The organism is uncultured Finegoldia sp. (assembly GCF_947252345.1).
Taxonomy (GTDB): domain Bacteria; phylum Bacillota; class Clostridia; order Tissierellales; family Peptoniphilaceae; genus Finegoldia.
The window spans coordinates 94,838-111,431 of the sequence record NZ_CAMXVC010000001.1; the positions used below are offsets into that span (position 1 = coordinate 94,838).

Annotated in this window: 16 protein-coding genes; 3 read left to right on the forward strand and 13 right to left on the reverse strand. The window is 39.5% G+C overall.

Annotated elements, in window-relative coordinates; genetic code table 11:
• Window positions 1-17 precede the first annotated feature (17 nt).
• From Q0X02_RS00480 to mnmE, 11 genes are all read right to left on the reverse strand, one after another.
• On the reverse strand, window positions 18-185 hold the full coding sequence (locus Q0X02_RS00480) for a hypothetical protein (protein ID WP_297809921.1): 168 nt from the start codon (window positions 183-185) through the stop codon (window positions 18-20).
• A gap of 168 nt (window positions 186-353) precedes the next feature.
• Window positions 354-1,325, reverse strand: a complete 972-nt coding sequence (gene pta, locus Q0X02_RS00485; RefSeq protein WP_297809924.1) for a phosphate acetyltransferase — start codon at window positions 1,323-1,325, stop codon at window positions 354-356.
• Window positions 1,326-1,367: 42 nt separating this feature from the next.
• The gene (locus Q0X02_RS00490; RefSeq protein ID WP_297809927.1) at window positions 1,368-1,856 is read right to left on the reverse strand and encodes a DUF4446 family protein; all 489 of its coding nucleotides are present in this window, start codon (window positions 1,854-1,856) and stop codon (window positions 1,368-1,370) included.
• Complete coding sequence (locus Q0X02_RS00495; protein WP_297809930.1) at window positions 1,843-3,000, reverse strand: aminotransferase class V-fold PLP-dependent enzyme; 1,158 nt, start codon at window positions 2,998-3,000, stop codon at window positions 1,843-1,845. The genes Q0X02_RS00490 and Q0X02_RS00495 overlap by 14 nt, the downstream gene beginning before the upstream one ends.
• Complete coding sequence (locus tag Q0X02_RS00500) at window positions 3,000-3,635, reverse strand: cyclodeaminase/cyclohydrolase family protein (protein WP_297809933.1); 636 nt, start codon at window positions 3,633-3,635, stop codon at window positions 3,000-3,002. Before Q0X02_RS00500 ends, Q0X02_RS00495 begins: the two co-directional genes overlap by 1 nt.
• Window positions 3,632-4,441 carry a ParB/RepB/Spo0J family partition protein gene (locus Q0X02_RS00505; protein WP_297809937.1) on the reverse strand — a complete coding sequence of 270 codons (810 nt, stop codon included), beginning with the start codon at window positions 4,439-4,441 and terminating at the stop codon, window positions 3,632-3,634. The genes Q0X02_RS00500 and Q0X02_RS00505 overlap by 4 nt, the downstream gene beginning before the upstream one ends.
• Window positions 4,441-5,187, reverse strand: coding sequence for a ParA family protein (locus Q0X02_RS00510; protein ID WP_297809940.1), 747 nt, complete (start codon window positions 5,185-5,187; stop codon window positions 4,441-4,443). The genes Q0X02_RS00505 and Q0X02_RS00510 overlap by 1 nt, the downstream gene beginning before the upstream one ends.
• 42 nt (window positions 5,188-5,229) lie before the next feature.
• The gene (locus tag Q0X02_RS00515; protein ID WP_297809943.1) at window positions 5,230-6,462 is read right to left on the reverse strand and encodes a competence/damage-inducible protein A; all 1,233 of its coding nucleotides are present in this window, start codon (window positions 6,460-6,462) and stop codon (window positions 5,230-5,232) included.
• Window positions 6,463-6,641: 179 nt separating this feature from the next.
• Window positions 6,642-7,334 carry a 16S rRNA (guanine(527)-N(7))-methyltransferase RsmG gene (gene rsmG, locus Q0X02_RS00520; RefSeq protein ID WP_297809946.1) on the reverse strand — a complete coding sequence of 231 codons (693 nt, stop codon included), beginning with the start codon at window positions 7,332-7,334 and terminating at the stop codon, window positions 6,642-6,644.
• Window positions 7,334-9,217: a tRNA uridine-5-carboxymethylaminomethyl(34) synthesis enzyme MnmG gene (mnmG, locus tag Q0X02_RS00525; RefSeq protein ID WP_297809949.1), complete on the reverse strand. Its 1,884-nt coding sequence runs from the start codon at window positions 9,215-9,217 to the stop codon at window positions 7,334-7,336. Before mnmG ends, rsmG begins: the two co-directional genes overlap by 1 nt.
• A 1-nt stretch (window position 9,218) precedes the next feature.
• Window positions 9,219-10,577 carry a tRNA uridine-5-carboxymethylaminomethyl(34) synthesis GTPase MnmE gene (gene mnmE, locus Q0X02_RS00530; RefSeq protein WP_297809954.1) on the reverse strand — a complete coding sequence of 453 codons (1,359 nt, stop codon included), beginning with the start codon at window positions 10,575-10,577 and terminating at the stop codon, window positions 9,219-9,221.
• 175 nt (window positions 10,578-10,752) lie between these two features.
• Between mnmE and Q0X02_RS00535 the strand changes: the two genes are divergently transcribed.
• From Q0X02_RS00535 to Q0X02_RS00545, 3 genes are all read left to right on the forward strand, one after another.
• Entirely contained in the window at window positions 10,753-12,099 is a 1,347-nt protein-coding gene (locus Q0X02_RS00535; protein WP_297809956.1) for a sigma-54-dependent Fis family transcriptional regulator, read from the forward strand.
• Window positions 12,100-12,356: 257 nt separating this feature from the next.
• Complete coding sequence (speB, locus tag Q0X02_RS00540) at window positions 12,357-13,319, forward strand: agmatinase (RefSeq protein ID WP_297809959.1); 963 nt, start codon at window positions 12,357-12,359, stop codon at window positions 13,317-13,319.
• Window positions 13,319-14,785 carry a YjiH family protein gene (locus Q0X02_RS00545; RefSeq protein ID WP_297809962.1) on the forward strand — a complete coding sequence of 489 codons (1,467 nt, stop codon included), beginning with the start codon at window positions 13,319-13,321 and terminating at the stop codon, window positions 14,783-14,785. Before speB ends, Q0X02_RS00545 begins: the two co-directional genes overlap by 1 nt.
• Before the next feature lie 79 nt (window positions 14,786-14,864).
• On the opposite strand, the gene jag is transcribed toward Q0X02_RS00545, so the two are convergent.
• Together jag and Q0X02_RS00555 are read right to left on the reverse strand one after the other, a co-directional pair.
• Window positions 14,865-15,854, reverse strand: coding sequence for an RNA-binding cell elongation regulator Jag/EloR (jag, locus tag Q0X02_RS00550; protein ID WP_297809966.1), 990 nt, complete (start codon window positions 15,852-15,854; stop codon window positions 14,865-14,867).
• Window positions 15,851-16,582, reverse strand: coding sequence for a YidC/Oxa1 family membrane protein insertase (locus tag Q0X02_RS00555; RefSeq protein WP_297809969.1), 732 nt, complete (start codon window positions 16,580-16,582; stop codon window positions 15,851-15,853). The genes jag and Q0X02_RS00555 overlap by 4 nt, the downstream gene beginning before the upstream one ends.
• Window positions 16,583-16,594 lie beyond the last annotated feature (12 nt).

Sequence of the window (16,594 nt, forward strand, 5' to 3'; positions counted from 1 at the left end):
CAAAGATAGGCACACACCTATCTTTGTTGCTTTGATTTGTTTTTGTATAATAATGTATATGCCAAATGTATAATTATTATAAACATCAGCGGCATATACACTTTTTTAAGTCCAAATTCCCTGAAGTGTTTTGCGATTGCCGTTGTGGACACAGTGCCACCGGCTATCAATACAACTTCATTCAAAGATGTCACCTTTTCTGCCGAAAATCATGTCACCACTAACAAGATGCCTCGAAGCAACGAGCATTATTCTCGTGAAATTTTGTCCCCATAGCGTGATTTCAACCAGAAATCCCGAGAATAACAAGAATACTATAAAAGTTATTAGTGATAACAGACTATTTTTTCAATTTACAATGCCTGAGCAGCTGTGATGATGGCTAATTTGTAGACGTCTTCTTCGTTACATCCACGGGACAAATCATTGACAGGCTTTGCCATTCCCTGCAAGATTGGTCCTATCGCCTCGAATTTGCCCAATCTCTGTGCGATTTTGTAGCCGATGTTGCCTGCTTGTAAATCTGGGAAAATAAACACATTTGCATGACCTGCTACTTTCGAATCCGGCGCTTTTTGTTTTCCTACTGATTCCACAATTGATGCGTCAAACTGCATTTCACCGTCAATTGGTAGTTCCGGTGCCATTTCTTGTGCGATTTTCGTCGCATTTGCAACCTTTTGTGCTAATGGATGATTTGCAGAGCCTTTTGTCGAGAATGAAAGGAAGGAAACTTTTGGGTCTATGTCGTATAACTTCGCAGTTTCTGCACTTACAACTCCAACTTCCGCCAATTGTTCTTCTGTCAATTCGATGTTGATTGCAATGTCCGAAAACAAGTATCTCTCACCATTTGGCCCAATCATTATCATAGCACCCGACACCAATTTTGTGCCCGGTTTTGTCTTGATGATTTGAAGTGCAGGCTTGACAGTGTCACCTGTCGAGTGAACCGCTCCCGATACGAGACCGTCAACTTCGCCATTGTAAAGCATCATCGTTGCGTAGTAATTCACATCTTTTAACATAGTCTTCGCTTGGTCTTCTGTGTTTTTCCCTTTACGTCTTTCGACAAATTGTTGAACTTTTTCGTCGAAATCACCTGCGTTTAGTGGATTGACAATCTTGACTTCGTTTATGTTTAACCCTTCTTTTTCTGCTAGCTCTTTTATTTTTGATTCATCACCAAGAACAACTGGAGTTATTATCTTTTCTTCGTTCAATCTAGCTACCGCTCTCAAAATTCTTGGTTCTTCTCCTTCAGGAAACACGATTTTTAGATTTTTCCCTGAAATTTTTGATTTTAATGATTCAAATATATCCATTTTTCCCCTTTTCTCAACTTATTACTTTTATTGCTTTAACTATTAATTCAAAGCCTTTTTCAAGGCTTCATTCTCCTCTTGACTCAATTTTTCGCTACACTTTGCGTTTGTTATTATCTTGATGTAATTTGTAGACTGTTCTCTTCCGAAAATCGAAGTTATTATCAAACCATTGTCGTTTGCATCCAACAGACAAAGAGAATACGACAATTTGTTTGTCAAATATTCAAATGCGTCGTAGTTCACAAGTCCGATTTTTTGAAGCGACATTGATTGCAAAGTCTCCACAGATTCGACAGTCTTCGTCAATTGTTCAATCTTTTTCTGATTTTCGATGATATCAGTCGAGTTCTGATTTAAAATATCCTCGATGTCCTCGTCTTGTGCCCTAAAAAGTGCGTCATATCTTCGTTTTACCCTGTTGACTTTCTTGTTGACGATGTTGATTTTGCGAAAATTAATCACAGAAATTAACGCTACTAGCACCATTAAAATAATCAAGATAGTGTTGACAGCACTAGATTGCCCCATCTTTTTCTCCTCTGTTGATTTCCTTCAACGCTTCGATTGCCTTGTCCACTTCTTCTTCCGTGTTGAAATGTCCAAACGAAAACCTCACTGCACCGATATCTTGTGTGTGAATGGTCTTGTGAGCAAGAGGTGCGCAGTGAAGACCTGCTCTCGTTGCAATATCGTACTTGTCATCTAGGATGTATGCCAATTGGCTCGAACCGATTCCCTCGACATTGACAGGCACAACTGGTCCCTGATGCTCATCCAAGCTTCCGTACATTGTGATTGCCTTTTCGTCCTTCAGGCCATTTATAAATCTATCTTTTAGCTTGTTTTCGTGGTCTCTGATGTTTTCCAAGCCAACTTCTCTGATGAAGTCAACACCGGCAGAAAGTGCGTAGATTGCAGGACCGTTTATAGTCCCTGCTTCAAGTCTGTCCGGGTATTCTATTGGTTGGTCTAAATCTTGTGAATGTGACCCCGTTCCACCTTGTTTCAAACTCTTGATATCAATTCCATCATTTATATACATCGCACCTGTTCCCATAGGTCCAAATAACGATTTGTGGCCAGGAAAGCACAACACATCTATCGGCATATTTTTCATATCGAAATCCAAATATCCCATCGCCTGTGCGGCATCCACGATGTATAAAATATTGTGAGCGTGCATAATTTCACCGATTTTGCAAAAATCGACAATAGTTCCTGTCAAGTTGCTCATCGCTGTCGTCACACAAACTCTCGTCTTGTCGGTGATAGCATCTTCAACCTTTTTCACATCTAAAATCCCACGTTCATCGGCATAGACAACTGTCAAGTCGATGAATCCATCTTCCTGCATCTTGTGAAGTGGTCTTAGAACTGAATTGTGCTCCAACGATGTCGTTATGACGTGGTCACCCTTTTTCACGAGGCCCTTTATTGCCGTGTTCAAACTGTCTGTGCAGTTCAATGTGAAAATCAAATTAAGAGGGTTCGTGCCTCCGACAAATTCAGCTATATTCATCCTAGAGTTGAAAATAGCCCTGTCCATTTTAAGCGACAACTTGTGTCCGCTTCTGCCAGGATTTGCGGCAAATTCCCTCATTGCTTCATCGAGCTTGTTGTAAACAACCTCCGGTTTTGGAAAGCTCGTCGCAGCATTGTCAAAATAAGTCATTATACTTCTCCGATTTTTTTGTAAGATACTTCCTCAACTTCTCTCAATAGAACTTCTGATTTATCTTCAAGAGTTGCTATTTCTTCGGAAACTTTGCTACTATCACCTAATTGCTTCATATTTATCTTCGCATTCAACATAACAGATTTCATACTGGAATGTAATAAATATGCACTTGCCAACAAGTCTGTTATTGCATATTTATCGATGTATTTAGATATTTGTTTAATCAATTCTAATGCTTCCATCATAACTCTCGCTGAGGACATTGGCGATTCTGTCGCGATGATGTAACCATCAGCAATCATTTTCTTTCTGTAAGCTTTTTCTTCTTCTGTTTCTTTTGGCAATTTGTAAGCTTGAAGAACTGCATCGAAGCTTTTAGTGTCTTCAACCATTTTACCCTTCAATTCCTCGATGATTTCAGTGAGTCTAGCTACATGACCTTTGATTTTTTGTTGAGTTTCTTCGTCCAATGCTTTGAAAGACTTCTTGTCTTCAGTTAAGTAGAAACTCATATTACCAATTCCAACACCTAAAAGTGCAGTCAACGCACTGATAGAACCTCCACCTGGCAGTTCCTTTGAGTTAACATTGTCAATAAATTGTTCTAATGTTTGATCCATAAACATCATAGCTCTAATACCTCCATAATCCTTTCTAAATCATCATTCGATAGATATTCTATTTCTATCTTTCCACCTTTTCTCATCGGCTTGATTTTGACCTTTGTTGAGAATTTTTCTACAAATCTATTTTGTAAATCCATCAAAAATGGGTCTTCGCTTTTCGAAACTTTTTCGATTTCTCTGACGTTGGTTTTCTTTGTCAACAGTTTGTTGAGAAGACTTCTTCTCTTTTTCGTGTCGTCAATCGCAAGCAAACTCCTCGCCTGAGAAGATGTAATCTCTTTGTTTTTGAGATGTTCTAGCGATGTGTCGTCCAGGTTTAACAATCTCAATGTGTTTGCCACATACGACCTTGACTTCGATAATTTGTCCGCCAACTCCTTCTGAGTTAACTCATAGCTCTCCATCAAACTCTTGTAAGCTTCGGCTTCTTCGACTGCGTTCAAATCCTCACGTTGAATGTTCTCAATGAGTGAGACTTCCCTGACTTCTTTGTCCTCCATATCCTTGACAATTACGGGAATGTCGGTCAAACCAGCTTGCGTACTCGCCAAAAATCTTCTCTCACCGGCGATTATCTCGTATTTGTCGCCCTTTTTCCTGACAATAATCGGCGAAATAACCCCGTATTCCTTGATTGAGTTCGCTAGTTCATTAATCTTGTCTTTTTCAAAATAAGTTCTCGGTTGGTCTTTTCTCCTGATTATTTTGGATAGTTCGATTTTGACAATCGAATCTGAACTTGTCGTATCTATAATATTTTGTGGAATAAGGGCATCAAGCCCTCTGCCCAATCCTTTTTTCTTAACCATTATACAAATTCCTCCGCTAATCTCTTGTAAGCAATGGCTCCTTTGGAGTTTTTGTCGTAACGAATGACGCTCATTCCATAGCTTGGGGCTTCTGCTAATCTAATATTGCGAGGTATCATCGTCGTAAACACCTTGTCTTTGAAGTATTTTTTAACTTCTTCAACCACTTCCAAGCTTAGATTGTTCCTACCATCAAACATACTCATCAAGATGCCTTCTATTTCAAGGTTTTCGTTAAGCGAACTTCTCACCAAGTTGATAGTGTTCATAAGCTGGCTGACCCCTTCAAGTGCGTAAAACTCACATTGGATAGGGATTAAAACCGAATCCGCCGCCACTAGAGCGTTTATGGACAACGTGCCCAATGATGGAGGACAATCTACAAAGCAGTAATCATATCCTTTTACATTAGAAAGTATATCCTTCAACACCTTTTCCTTGTTATTTGAATTTATAAGCTCGACCTCAACGCCTGACAAATCCGATGTCGCTGGGATTATATCGACATTTTCTTCATCCGTGTTCAATATAAAATCCTCGTCAAATTCATCGTGAACCATCAAATCGTAGACGCTTTTTGACAATTCAAACTTGTTAACTCCAAATCCAGAAGTCGTGTTTCCCTGTGGGTCCAAGTCAACAACGAGTATTTTTTTGCCTTTCAAGCCAAGAGCTGCTGACAAATTAACAACAGTAGTCGTTTTTCCAACTCCACCTTTTTGATTAAATACACATATTGTTTTCAAATTTACAGCTCCTTCCATAAATATTATAGCACAAATAATATGCTAAAATGTTTCACGTGAAACATTTTTCAAAATCATAAGGCGAAGCTCGCTGATTGCTCTGTTAGAAACCCTGTTTCTTATTTTATTTCTCTCTCCGTAAAGCTGTAATTTTAGCGTTTTTATTTCGTTTTTGTATCCTAAACCGATGTAGACAAGACCGGCATTTTCTCCTGAAGCGTAGCCCGTGGTAGATATCGCGCAATCCACTTGGAATTTGTCGAACATTCTCTGAACCATTTCCGCTGCAACATTTTCGCTCACGACGCCGCAAGTGTCTATCGTCTGTTTTTTTACTCCCAGCAAGTCAATCTTTGCCTCATTTGAGTAGACAACCAAAGACCTTTTCAAGTAATCGCTTATACCAGCAACGTTAACGAGCTTGCTTGCAATCATTCCTCCAGTTATGGACTCGGAAGTCATTATAGTCAAGTCGTTTTCCTTTAAAACTTTGTACAGTGACTGTTCAATCGTTTCGTCGTTTTCACCAAATACATACACGCCAAGCCTTTCTCGTAGTGTTTTCTTCTTTTCATCTATCATACGAATTGCTGTTTGTTTATCCACTGCCTTCGCTGTAATCTTCAATATTCTCTTGTTCTTCTTGAAATAAGGGGCGACCGTAGGATTTGTTGACGATTGGATAATGTCCTTGACCCTTTCATTCATATCCCACTCACCCAAGATTGAAATGTTCAACGTCTCCGATAAAATGCAGTCACTCGCGTATTTTTTCAAAACATCTTCAACCTGATTTTCGTATAAAGCCTTCATCTCGCTTGGTGGACCCGGCATAAAAAGTATCATTTTGCCGTTGTTTTCTATCAACGCACAATCCGATGTGCCATTTCTGTTTTCAAATACAATCGCATCTTCGGGAAACATACACTGGCTGATGTTTGTTTCAATCGCATTTTCATCCTCGTTGAAGTATTTGCGGAGACGAAGGTAGCTTTCCTCGTTAATCACCATTTCCTTGCCCAGACAATCACAGCAGCATTTCTTGGTGATATCGTCCTCCGTTGGTCCGAGACCTCCTGTGGTTATAATGAGGTCATTGTTTTGCAAAGCCTCTGTTATTTCTCTGTGCAATCTTTCGTAATTATCTCCGACCACCACTCTTTTATACAAATCGAATCCGAGCTCTTTCATTTTGATGGAAAGGTAGTTGGAATTGGTGTCCAAAGTGTCTCCCAAGAGTAATTCCGTCCCTACGGCTATTATTTGAACTTTCATATTTCCTCCATATCATAATACCTTTTTTTGATTTTACCCCTCTTAAATCGCCTCTCAGAGAGTTGTTTTTTCTCAATTAAATTATATCACTTAATTCGTCCGAGAAAAAAGTTTCACGTGAAACATTTTATAAAAGAAAAAAGAGTGCATCTTAAATGCACTCTAGTTAATTTTCAAAATCAAAGAGGATTCTTTTTTGGTTTGCCAGCTCCTCTTGGATATTTTTTTGGAGTTTCTTTTATTTTTTTAATCACGACTAGACTTCTGTCTTCGCCGTCAATCTTGTAATCAATTGTCTTTTCGATTTTTCCTCCGAGAATTTTGATGGCGTTAGTTCCCACATCTGTTTCGTCGGATTTGCCCTTCATAGCAATCATATATCCTCCGACTTTTACAAATGGAAGACAATACTCGGACAATGTGTCGAGTTTCGAAACTGCACGGGAAATACAGTAGTCGTAAGCCTCCCTGTACTGTTTTGTTCTCGTGCATTCCTCTGCCCTTTCGTGAACGGCGTTGATATTAGTGAGTTTCAGTTCATTTATTACATCTTTTAAGAAATCAACTCTTTTTCTCAGGCTGTCGAGCAACGTGAAGTCCAAATCGTTCCTCGCTATTTTTAATGGTATCGCTGGAAATCCGGCACCCGTTCCTACGTCGATAATTGTTTTGTTTTTTTCAAATTCAAACAGATTTAAAACGTACAACGAATCGACAAAATGTTTCACGTGAAACATTTCTTCATCGGTTATGGCGGTCAAGTTCATCACCTTGTTTTTTTCGAGAACTAAGCTCATATAAGTGTTGAGTTGTTGTATTTGATTGTCGTCAAGTTCGATGTCGTATTTCAAAAGCGTTTCTTTTAGTGGCATTATTTCTTCCTCGTTTCCATATAAATCAACAACACGTTGATGTCTGACGGGCTGACTCCGCTTATTCTGCTGGCTTGTCCGAGAGATTCCGGCTTAATGTCGTTGAGCTTTTGCACAGCTTCGTTGGAAAGTCCCGTGACTTCGTGGTAGTCGCTAATCACATCGAGTTTTCTGTTTTCAAGCTTTTTAAACTGTTTTATCTGGCTCATTTGCTTAGCGATATAGCCTTCGTATTTGATGTGAGTTTCCACTTGTAACCTCAAATACCTCGGCAATTCAGGTCTTTCTGAGTCAAATTCTTCTGTCTTATCGTAAGTCAATTCCGGTCTTTTTATCAAATCCAACAAAGTGATTCCCGTTTTTAGCTCCGATGAATCCAAAGCTCTGAGTTTTTCGTTTGTTTCTTCTGTCGGAGTGACCATCACGTTCGACAACCTCTCAATTTCGTCCTCGATTGTCTTTTTCTTTTGAAGCATTTTCTCGTATCGTTCGTCACTTGCAAGACCTATTTCGTGCGCTCTTTCCGTCAATCTCAAATCGGCGTTGTCCTGTCTCAATGTCAATCTGTATTCGCACCTGCTCGTCATCATCCTGTAAGGCTCGTTTGTGCCTTTGGTTACCAAATCGTCTATCAACACACCGATGTAGGCATCCGACCTGTCCAGTACAAAAGGCTCTTTGCCGAGCAAATTCATACCAGCGTTGATTCCTGCGATTATTCCCTGACCGGCAGCTTCTTCATATCCGCTTGAACCGTTGATTTGTCCTGCGAAGAATAAATTATTTATCTCCAAATGCTCCAATGTCCTCTTTAATATCGTAGGATCTATGCAATCGTACTCGATTCCGTAGGCGCTGCGCATAAATTTCACGTTTTCAAAGCCGATTATGGTCTTATACATCTCTTTTTGTACTTCTTCCGGTAGAGTCGATGACACACCTTGAACGTACATTTCCTTTGTGCTCAATCCTTCTGGCTCGACAAAAACTTGATGCTCGTCCCTTTCCGAAAATCTCACGATTTTGTCCTCGATTGAAGGACAATAGCGAGGGCCAACGCCCTTGACAATTCCAGCATACATCGGCGACCTTTGCAAATTATCCTCGATTATTTGCTTTGTTTTAAGCGTAGTATATGTCAAGTAACAGTTTTCTTGTTTTTTAGAAATATCCTTGCCATCATTCAAAAACGAAAATGGAATTACCTCGTTGTCTCCCGGTTGAACTACCATTTTGTCATAATCTAAGCTGTCGCGGTGAACTCTCGCAGGTGTTCCCGTCTTGAACCTTCTGAGATTGATTCCCAACTTCTTCAATGACTCCGACAATTTCTTCGATGATTTCATCCCGTGAGGCCCTGACTCGTAAGTATACTCACCCATCATCACGAGCCCCTTTAGGTACGTTCCTGTGGCTAGAACAACTGCTCTCGTCGGGAAAATCGCACCCTGTGCAGTCGTCACCGATTTCACTTTATTGTCTTCGAGTCCGATATCGACTACCTCAGCCTCGATCAAATCCAAGTTGTCTTGGTTTTCCAACACGCTTTTCATCTCATCGTGGTATTTTCTCTTGTCCGCTTGAACTCTCAACGAGTGAACAGCAGGTCCTTTCGAAGTGTTCAACATCCTCGACTGAATGTATGTCTTGTCGATGACAATCCCCATCTCGCCGCCCAACGCGTCGACTTCTTTGACCAAGTGACCCTTTCCGGTTCCTCCAATGTTGGGATTGCATGGCAAATCTGCCACAGAATCCAAACTAATGCTCATAATCGCTGTTTTTAATCCCAAACGCGCCGTAGCCAACGCCGCCTCGCAACCTGCGTGGCCTGCACCTACAACTACAACATCGTAGGGATTTTCATAATATAATCTATCCATTCTACTTACCTATACAAAAATCTTTGAAAATCTTGTTCAACACATCGTCGTCCACAGTTTCGCCTGTGATTTCTCCCAGTATTTCCCAAGCGTTACGCAAATCAACCTCGAAGCAATCTATCGGAACGCCACTTTCCATATCATTTAGTGAACTCTCCAATGAGCTAATCGCCTTGTTGATGATATCTCTGTGTCTAATATTGGTGATGACATTGTCGTTGTTAGCCTCAATGTATCCATCATTAAACATCTCTATAATCTTGTTTTCCAAATCCTCAATCCCCTCGTTTTGCTTGATGGAAGTGCGAATAACCTCCATATTCTCCAAGTTTTCATCGAAATCAAACGCAGATTCCAAATCAATCTTGTTCAACAAAACGATGGACTTTTTATCTCTTATCAAATTTAAAATCTTTTTGTCCTCATCGTCAAACTCCCTCGAACTGTCGAAAATCGCAATAATCAAATCAGAATCCGAAATAAAAGATACGGATTTCTCGACTCCGATTTTCTCCACGACATCTTCAGTATCCCTGATACCTGCGGTGTCGTTAATCTTGAGGCTGATGCCGTTCAAATCGATGTATTCCTCTATCACATCGCGAGTAGTGCCTGGAATATCCGTGACGATGGCTCTGTTTTCCTTCAACAACGCATTCAACAGAGAAGATTTGCCCACATTGGGCTTTCCGATTATGGTAGTGTTGATTCCATCTCTGATAATTCGGCCTCTGTTGGCGCTCTCAGAAAGCTTTTTGAGCTTGTCCAATACAACCTTGCCCTCATTCAAAACCGGCGTGTTGTCCAATTCGTCCTGCATATCTTCAGTAAAATTAATCGAATATTCAACATGAGATAGCATATCCAAAAGCTTGTCACGCAACTGTTTGATATTTCTGTTAACGCTACCTTCCAACTGCTTCATACTCACCGAATACGCCTTGTCTGTCTTCGCCTTAATCATATCGATAATCGCCTCAGCCTGCGACAAATCAATCCTACCGTTCAAGAAGGCTCTCTTGGTGAACTCGCCCGCCTCCGCAAGCCTTGCACCGTTTTTCAACAAAACCTCCAACACTTTTCTCACAGCGACAACACCACCGTGAGTGTAAATCTCCACGACATCCTCACGAGTGTATGTGTGAGGAGCCTTCATAAAACAAACCAAGACCTCATCGACGATTTCGTTATCGTCAACAATGTGGCCATAAGTCATTTTTCTATTTATAATATCAGCATTTTCGTTCATTTTTTTGAAGACAGAATTAAGCACACCTAAACAACTTTCGCCAGTCATTCGGACAATACCGATTCCCGCTTCGCCAGTCGCTGAACTAATAGCTGCAATACAATCGTCCATATTAGTCACCTTTCATACTTTATAGCAATATTATATTATATCACACAAAATGATTTCAAATAAAATAGCACATTTGCGGTGGAAAATTTCGCAAAAATTGATTTGCAAAATTTCGATGATATATTATAATAAAAATTAACAATTTATGTTAAATTCTAAAGAAAGGTGATGAGTTATGACAAAAAACGTACTTAACAAGGATTTCTTGATAAGATTGTTGGACAAATCAAATCAAGGCATACATATTGTCGACCCACAGGGAACGACGCTCTACTACAACAAATTTGCAGAAGAAATAGACGGCATCACAAAAGAAGAAATGATTGGCAAAAATATGCGAGACCTCGTAGCCAATGGGACATTTCCGTCATCCGTTGCCCTCGACATCATAGATTCCAAAAAGCCGAAGGAAGTCGTTCAGTATATCAAAGACAAAGTCGTAATAGCAGCAGGTTTTCCTATGATGAAAAAAGGAATACTAGAAGCTGTGGTGGTGTTCACCAAAGACTCGAAGATTTTGAAGGATATGACATTAAACCTACAAGACCTCTTGATTGAAAACAACGTTATGGCGACAAACCTTTCCAAATACAACTCGAAATTCTTGAAGGAAGATATGATTATCTCGAACTCAAAATCAATGCAGAGAGTGATGAAATTGGCGAATAGAATCTGCAAACTGGAAACTCCGATATTCATATTGGGAGAGGCTGGATCGGGCAAGACAATGTTTGCAAAATACATTCACGACAACTCCCTAAGGCAGGACAAGCCATTTGTCAAAGTTGACTGCTCTGCCATTCCAAAAAACATCATCGAGTCAGAACTTTTTGACGACAACAACAGCTACAACGAATCGCTCATCAAACAGGCGACTAATGGAACGCTGTTCATCGATGAAATAGCCGATATGCCACTTTCTTGTCAGCGAAGACTGGTTTATGAGCTCAACAAGATGAAGGAAAATATGAGAAATAACAACGAAAAATCCCCTACCGTGCGAGTTATTGCCGCATCCAACGAAAACATCGACAAGAACATCGCCAACGGCAAGTTCAGGATGGATTTGTTCTACCTTCTCAATATAATTCCAATTAAAATGCCTTCGCTCAGGGACAGAAACGAGGATATAATTCCACTTATAAACTTGTTCTTGAACAAGTACAACCAGTTTTACAACGAAGAAAAGACGATATCTCCTCGATGCAAGAAATTTATCATCAACTACAGCTGGCCGGGAAATGTGCGTGAACTTGAAAACATCATTGAAAGACTTGTCGTCACAAGCGAAGGAGAGACGATAGAACTAGAAGATGTTCAGGAATTTATCTCCAATTTCTACACGAAATTCGACGACGGCAACACATTCAAGGATAAAATAGAATCCTACGAGAAAAAATTGATTCTCGAATACAGCAAACAAGTCTCATCAATCAAGGAATTGGCGATGCTTGCCTGCATCAACGAATCGACTTTGAGAAAGAAAATAGAGCGTTACGACCTAAATATTTCATTTTCGTAACATTTGATTTAGGAAAATTTTCCAATTAATTGGAATTTTTTCCTTTTTTTCGTGTGACTAAATTTCTAATCTTTATCCTGCTGAAGTGAGTTTTTGGAATTTTTTCTAAAAAATTGATTTTGCATCGCCAAGATTTGGTACTTTTTTCCCCTTGATTTAGCCATTTAAATTTGTATTTTGACATTTGAGGGCTTATACTCTAGTTGTAAAGTATTTCTTGCAAGGAAAACAATTTTAACTTTTAGGGGGAAAATTTTATGAAAGAAAAAAACATTAAACAACCGGCAACGGCTTTTGCATCGCCAAGATTCGTCAACACAGGAAACTTTATGCGTATGCAAAGATTTGACAACGCAGAAGGATTAGACTTCGCAATCTACGGTATTCCATTTGACACAGCTTGTTCTTACAGAGTAGGAGCTAGATTCGGTCCTCAAGCAATCAGAAACATTTCAGTAATGATGAAGACAAACAATCCAGTTCACGAAGTAAATATCTTGGACTACTTAAAAGGTGGAGACCTTGGAGATGTGAATGTCGTACCTGGATACATACATCCAACTTACGAAGCTATCGAAAATTTCGCTCGTGAAATTATCAAAGCGGGTGCTATTCCAATAGCATTAGGTGGAGACCACTCTATAACATTGGGTGAACTTAGAGCAGTTGCCAAAGAACACGGCCCTGTATCCCTACTTCACTTCGATTCACACGCTGACATAAACGATACAGTTTTCGGTGAAAAATACAATCACGGAACTCCTTTTAGAAGAGCAATCGAAGAAGGCTTGATTGACCCTCACAAATCAGTACAAATCGGTATGAGAGGTTCATTATACGATGCTGGAGAGTTTAAATTGGCAAAAGACCTCGGATTAACTCTCATCCCAACTTACAAAGTTCGTGAAATGGGAATAGCAGAGACAATCAAAAAAGCAAGAGAAATCATCGGCGACAACAAAGTATTCTTGACATTTGACATCGACTTCATAGACCCAGCTTACGCTCCTGGAACTGGAACTCCTGAAGTTGGCGGATACACTTCACTTGAAGGTGTAGAAATTATAAGAAGCTTAGCAGGATTGAACTTTGTCGGCATGGACGTTGTTGAAGTTGCACCACCATACGACCACGCAGAAATCACTTCTCTTCTCGCAGCTAACTTGATATTTGAGTTCTTGTCAATTCTTGCTCTAAACAAAAAAGCGAGCCAAAAATAATGAAAGAAAGTGTAAATTATAAAGGAACACTTAGTAAGTCTGAAATTCGAGATCTAAATTTAGATCTCGAAGACTTATCTCAGATAGATTCATTTGATTTAAGCCCCAAAGACAAAAAGCAAGGAATATTGAAAAGCTTGATATTCACAGCAATAGCAATCTTCATATTCTTTGTGCCTATCACTATCAACGGACAGACGGATATTACATTCGGAATAATTTACAACAGCTTGATGAAATTCACAGGGTTCTACGGATTGTGGGCCATCACTTGCCTGACAGTCGCCACTGCATTGTTGAGTATTTACGGAAAATTCATCGCCAAAGAGGGAAAAATCTACAATTATTTCCACGGCGATTCGATAATTCACCCACTACTCTACAGCATAGGCGCAGCATTCGCAGTGCTTTACAGTTTGACAGTTACAACATCGTTTAACGGCCCTGAAATCATAGTCGGAAAATCAACGGGTGGAACGGTAATTCCTTCAATCGCCGTTGCAGTATTCTGGATTATACTAGTGTCGTCATTCTGTATGCCATTTTTAATCAATTATGGCTTCATAGATTTGATAGGAACTTTGATGGAACCACTGATGAGACCTATGTTTAAACTTCCTGGACGTGCAGCGATAAACGCATTGGTATCGTTTTTGTCGAGCAGTTCAGTCGGTGTTCTCATCACAAACAAACTCTATCGTAGAGGTGTTTACACAGAAAAAGAGGCAGTCCTCGTAGCGACGGGATTTTCCGCAGTATCCGTGGGATTTGCTTACATGGTAATCAAGACAGCGGGACTTCAAGATAAATTCGCATTTGTCTATCTAATCTCGGCTGTAATGACGCTTTTGGTTTCGGGAGTTATCGGAAGGATTCCTCCATTCTCCAAGAAACGTGACATATACCCAAATGGCAAAATCCAAACAAAAGAAGACATCGACAACACGAAATCTTCTTCAAACGGTATTTTGAAAACAGCAGGCTCGAGAGCTGTCAAAAAAGCTTTCTTAGCTCCTAGTCTTTTGGGCGAAGTAAAATCAAGCTTGAAAGACGGATTCGAAGTTATACCAAAAGTTGTCACATCTCTAGTGGCAATCGGTACAGGCGCATTGATTTTGGCAGAAAACACACCTATATTCAACTTGCTCGGCAAACTATTTGTCCCACTATTAAAATTACTACAAGTGCCAAACGCAACAGAAATAGCAGCGAGTTTCCCTGTTGGAATAGCAGAAATGTTCCTTCCAGTATTGTTAATCGCAGAGAAAGTTCCAAACCTCGCACCGGGTGCAAGATTTTTGGTAGTGTCAGTGTCAATCTGTCAGATAATTTTCTTCGCAGAAACAATAGTTGTAATGATGTCTGCAAAATTACCGATAAAATTATGGGAATTGGTTGTTGTATTTATCGAAAGAACGATAATAGCGATTATTATAGGTTCGTTGATAATGCACATATTCTTCTAACATAACCCCTCTGTTTTGTTACAGAGGGTGTTATTTTTGTGAACAAAAAAAGACTGCGTCACAAAACGCAGCCTGTAAATTATTTTCTTTTAATAATAACTCTCCTGTTAGGCTCATTGCCTTGGGAGAATGTCTTAACTTTATCGTTATTTTGAAGATAAGTGTGAATTATTCTTCTCTCGTATGGATTCATCGGCTCAAGCTTGATATCTCTGCCTGTCTCAACGGCCTTCTCAGCCAATCTCTTAGCAAGTTTCTCGAGTGATTTCTCCCTTTTTGTGCGATATTGATTACAATCCAAGATGACTCTGATGTAAGTGTCACTGTTTCTATTTGTAACCAAGTTGACAATGTATTGTAGAGAATCCAATGTCTCTCCCCTCTTGCCTATGATAATTCCAATATCAGTCTCATCAGAACAGATAATGTTGAACTTGATTAAATTCTTGTCCGTCCTCGACTCGATATCGCAAGAAATTCCCATATCTTCTATCATTTGTTTCAAGAAATTCTTCGCTGTAATGAAGATTTCATCTGTGCGTTGAATATCCTTGACATCATCTTCTGAATTTACATCTGAATCATCTGACGCTTCTACTGCATCGTCAATCGGCTCTTCAATAAACTCATCATTGATTTCGTAAACTTCAACCTCTATCTCATCTGATTGTTCATCTTCACAGACAACATCGTTTTTCTCATCACTTGACTTGTCAACATCGCTTGACTTGTCGCTATCATCAGCAACATCTTGTTGATTTGTTTCATCTTCTAGTATTTCGGATGAATCTTGTTTTTGTGAACAACTGTCAACCTCATCTTTGTCAATCGAACTCAAAGATTCAGTATTCAAAATGCTCTTGACAAAATCATCAGATTCCTTATCCTTGACATCGTCCTTCAGTGAAACACGAACTACTGCATCCTTCTTGCCGAACAAACCAAAAAATCCTTGTTTGGCCTCATCAATGACATCAATATTGACCTCGTCTCGACTTGCATTAAGTTGTTTTAAAGCGATATCGACACATTCATCGACAGTCTTCGCACTGATTACTGTGCTTCTCATCTAACTTCCTCCAAAACATCTTTCTTGTCTTTGTTTTTAATTACTAACCTTATTAAAACTTCGATAACATTCGAAAATGCCCAATAAAGAATCAAACCTGAAGCGTATTTGCTCGAAATGAAAAACATAAAAATCGGCATAAAATAAATCATCGATTTGTTCATCATCTCCATTTGGTCAGGCTCGTTCGACTTCTTGTCCTTCTTAGAACTTGGCATACTGATTTTAGCTACCAAAAATTGAGTCAAAGCGTTTATCAAAGGCAATCCAAACAACACAGGATCCGGCTTAGTCAAATCGGCTATCCAGAAAAAGTTACGAGCAATCTCGTTAATCTTCGAAACATTGTCGAACATATACTTGCCCGGCTCCCTCATAACCCTGAACAAAGCCAACACCAACACCATTTGTAAAATGATTGGCAAACATCCACTCAACGGATTGAAATTATACTTCTTGTACAACTCCTGCATCTTCAACTGTTGAGTCTTCGGATCGTTCTTGTATTTTCTTTGAATTTCCTTCATTTCCGGTTGCATAAGAGCGTTTTGCTCTTGAGTTTTTTGAGTGTGAATAGTTACCGGAAGAGTCAAAAGCTTATAAATAAGTGTCAATAAAAGTATTGATATCGCAAAATACGATATGCTTTTAGGTTCAGCCATCAAACTCGAAATGTTCTCATAGATGAGCCTAAGAATTGTTCCAAATACATTTGCAATTATTTGCAATTTTACAACTCC

Bases quoted from the DNA above. Each gene is read 5' to 3' on its own strand.
- pta (WP_297809924.1), bottom strand. From the start codon at position 1,325: ATGGATATATTTGAATCATTAAAATCAAAAATTTCAGGGAAAAATCTA.
- Q0X02_RS00490 (WP_297809927.1), bottom strand. From the start codon at position 1,856: ATGGGGCAATCTAGTGCTGTCAACACTATCTTGATTATTTTAATGGTG.
- Q0X02_RS00495 (WP_297809930.1), bottom strand. From the start codon at position 3,000: ATGACTTATTTTGACAATGCTGCGACGAGCTTTCCAAAACCGGAGGTT.
- Q0X02_RS00500 (WP_297809933.1), bottom strand. From the start codon at position 3,635: ATGATGTTTATGGATCAAACATTAGAACAATTTATTGACAATGTTAAC.
- Q0X02_RS00505 (WP_297809937.1), bottom strand. From the start codon at position 4,441: ATGGTTAAGAAAAAAGGATTGGGCAGAGGGCTTGATGCCCTTATTCCA.
- Q0X02_RS00515 (WP_297809943.1), bottom strand. From the start codon at position 6,462: ATGAAAGTTCAAATAATAGCCGTAGGGACGGAATTACTCTTGGGAGAC.
- rsmG (WP_297809946.1), bottom strand. From the start codon at position 7,334: ATGCCACTAAAAGAAACGCTTTTGAAATACGACATCGAACTTGACGAC.
- mnmG (WP_297809949.1), bottom strand. From the start codon at position 9,217: ATGGATAGATTATATTATGAAAATCCCTACGATGTTGTAGTTGTAGGT.
- mnmE (WP_297809954.1), bottom strand. From the start codon at position 10,577: ATGGACGATTGTATTGCAGCTATTAGTTCAGCGACTGGCGAAGCGGGA.
- Q0X02_RS00535 (WP_297809956.1), top strand. From the start codon at position 10,753: ATGACAAAAAACGTACTTAACAAGGATTTCTTGATAAGATTGTTGGAC.
- speB (WP_297809959.1), top strand. From the start codon at position 12,357: ATGAAAGAAAAAAACATTAAACAACCGGCAACGGCTTTTGCATCGCCA.
- Q0X02_RS00545 (WP_297809962.1), top strand. From the start codon at position 13,319: ATGAAAGAAAGTGTAAATTATAAAGGAACACTTAGTAAGTCTGAAATT.
- jag (WP_297809966.1), bottom strand. From the start codon at position 15,854: ATGAGAAGCACAGTAATCAGTGCGAAGACTGTCGATGAATGTGTCGAT.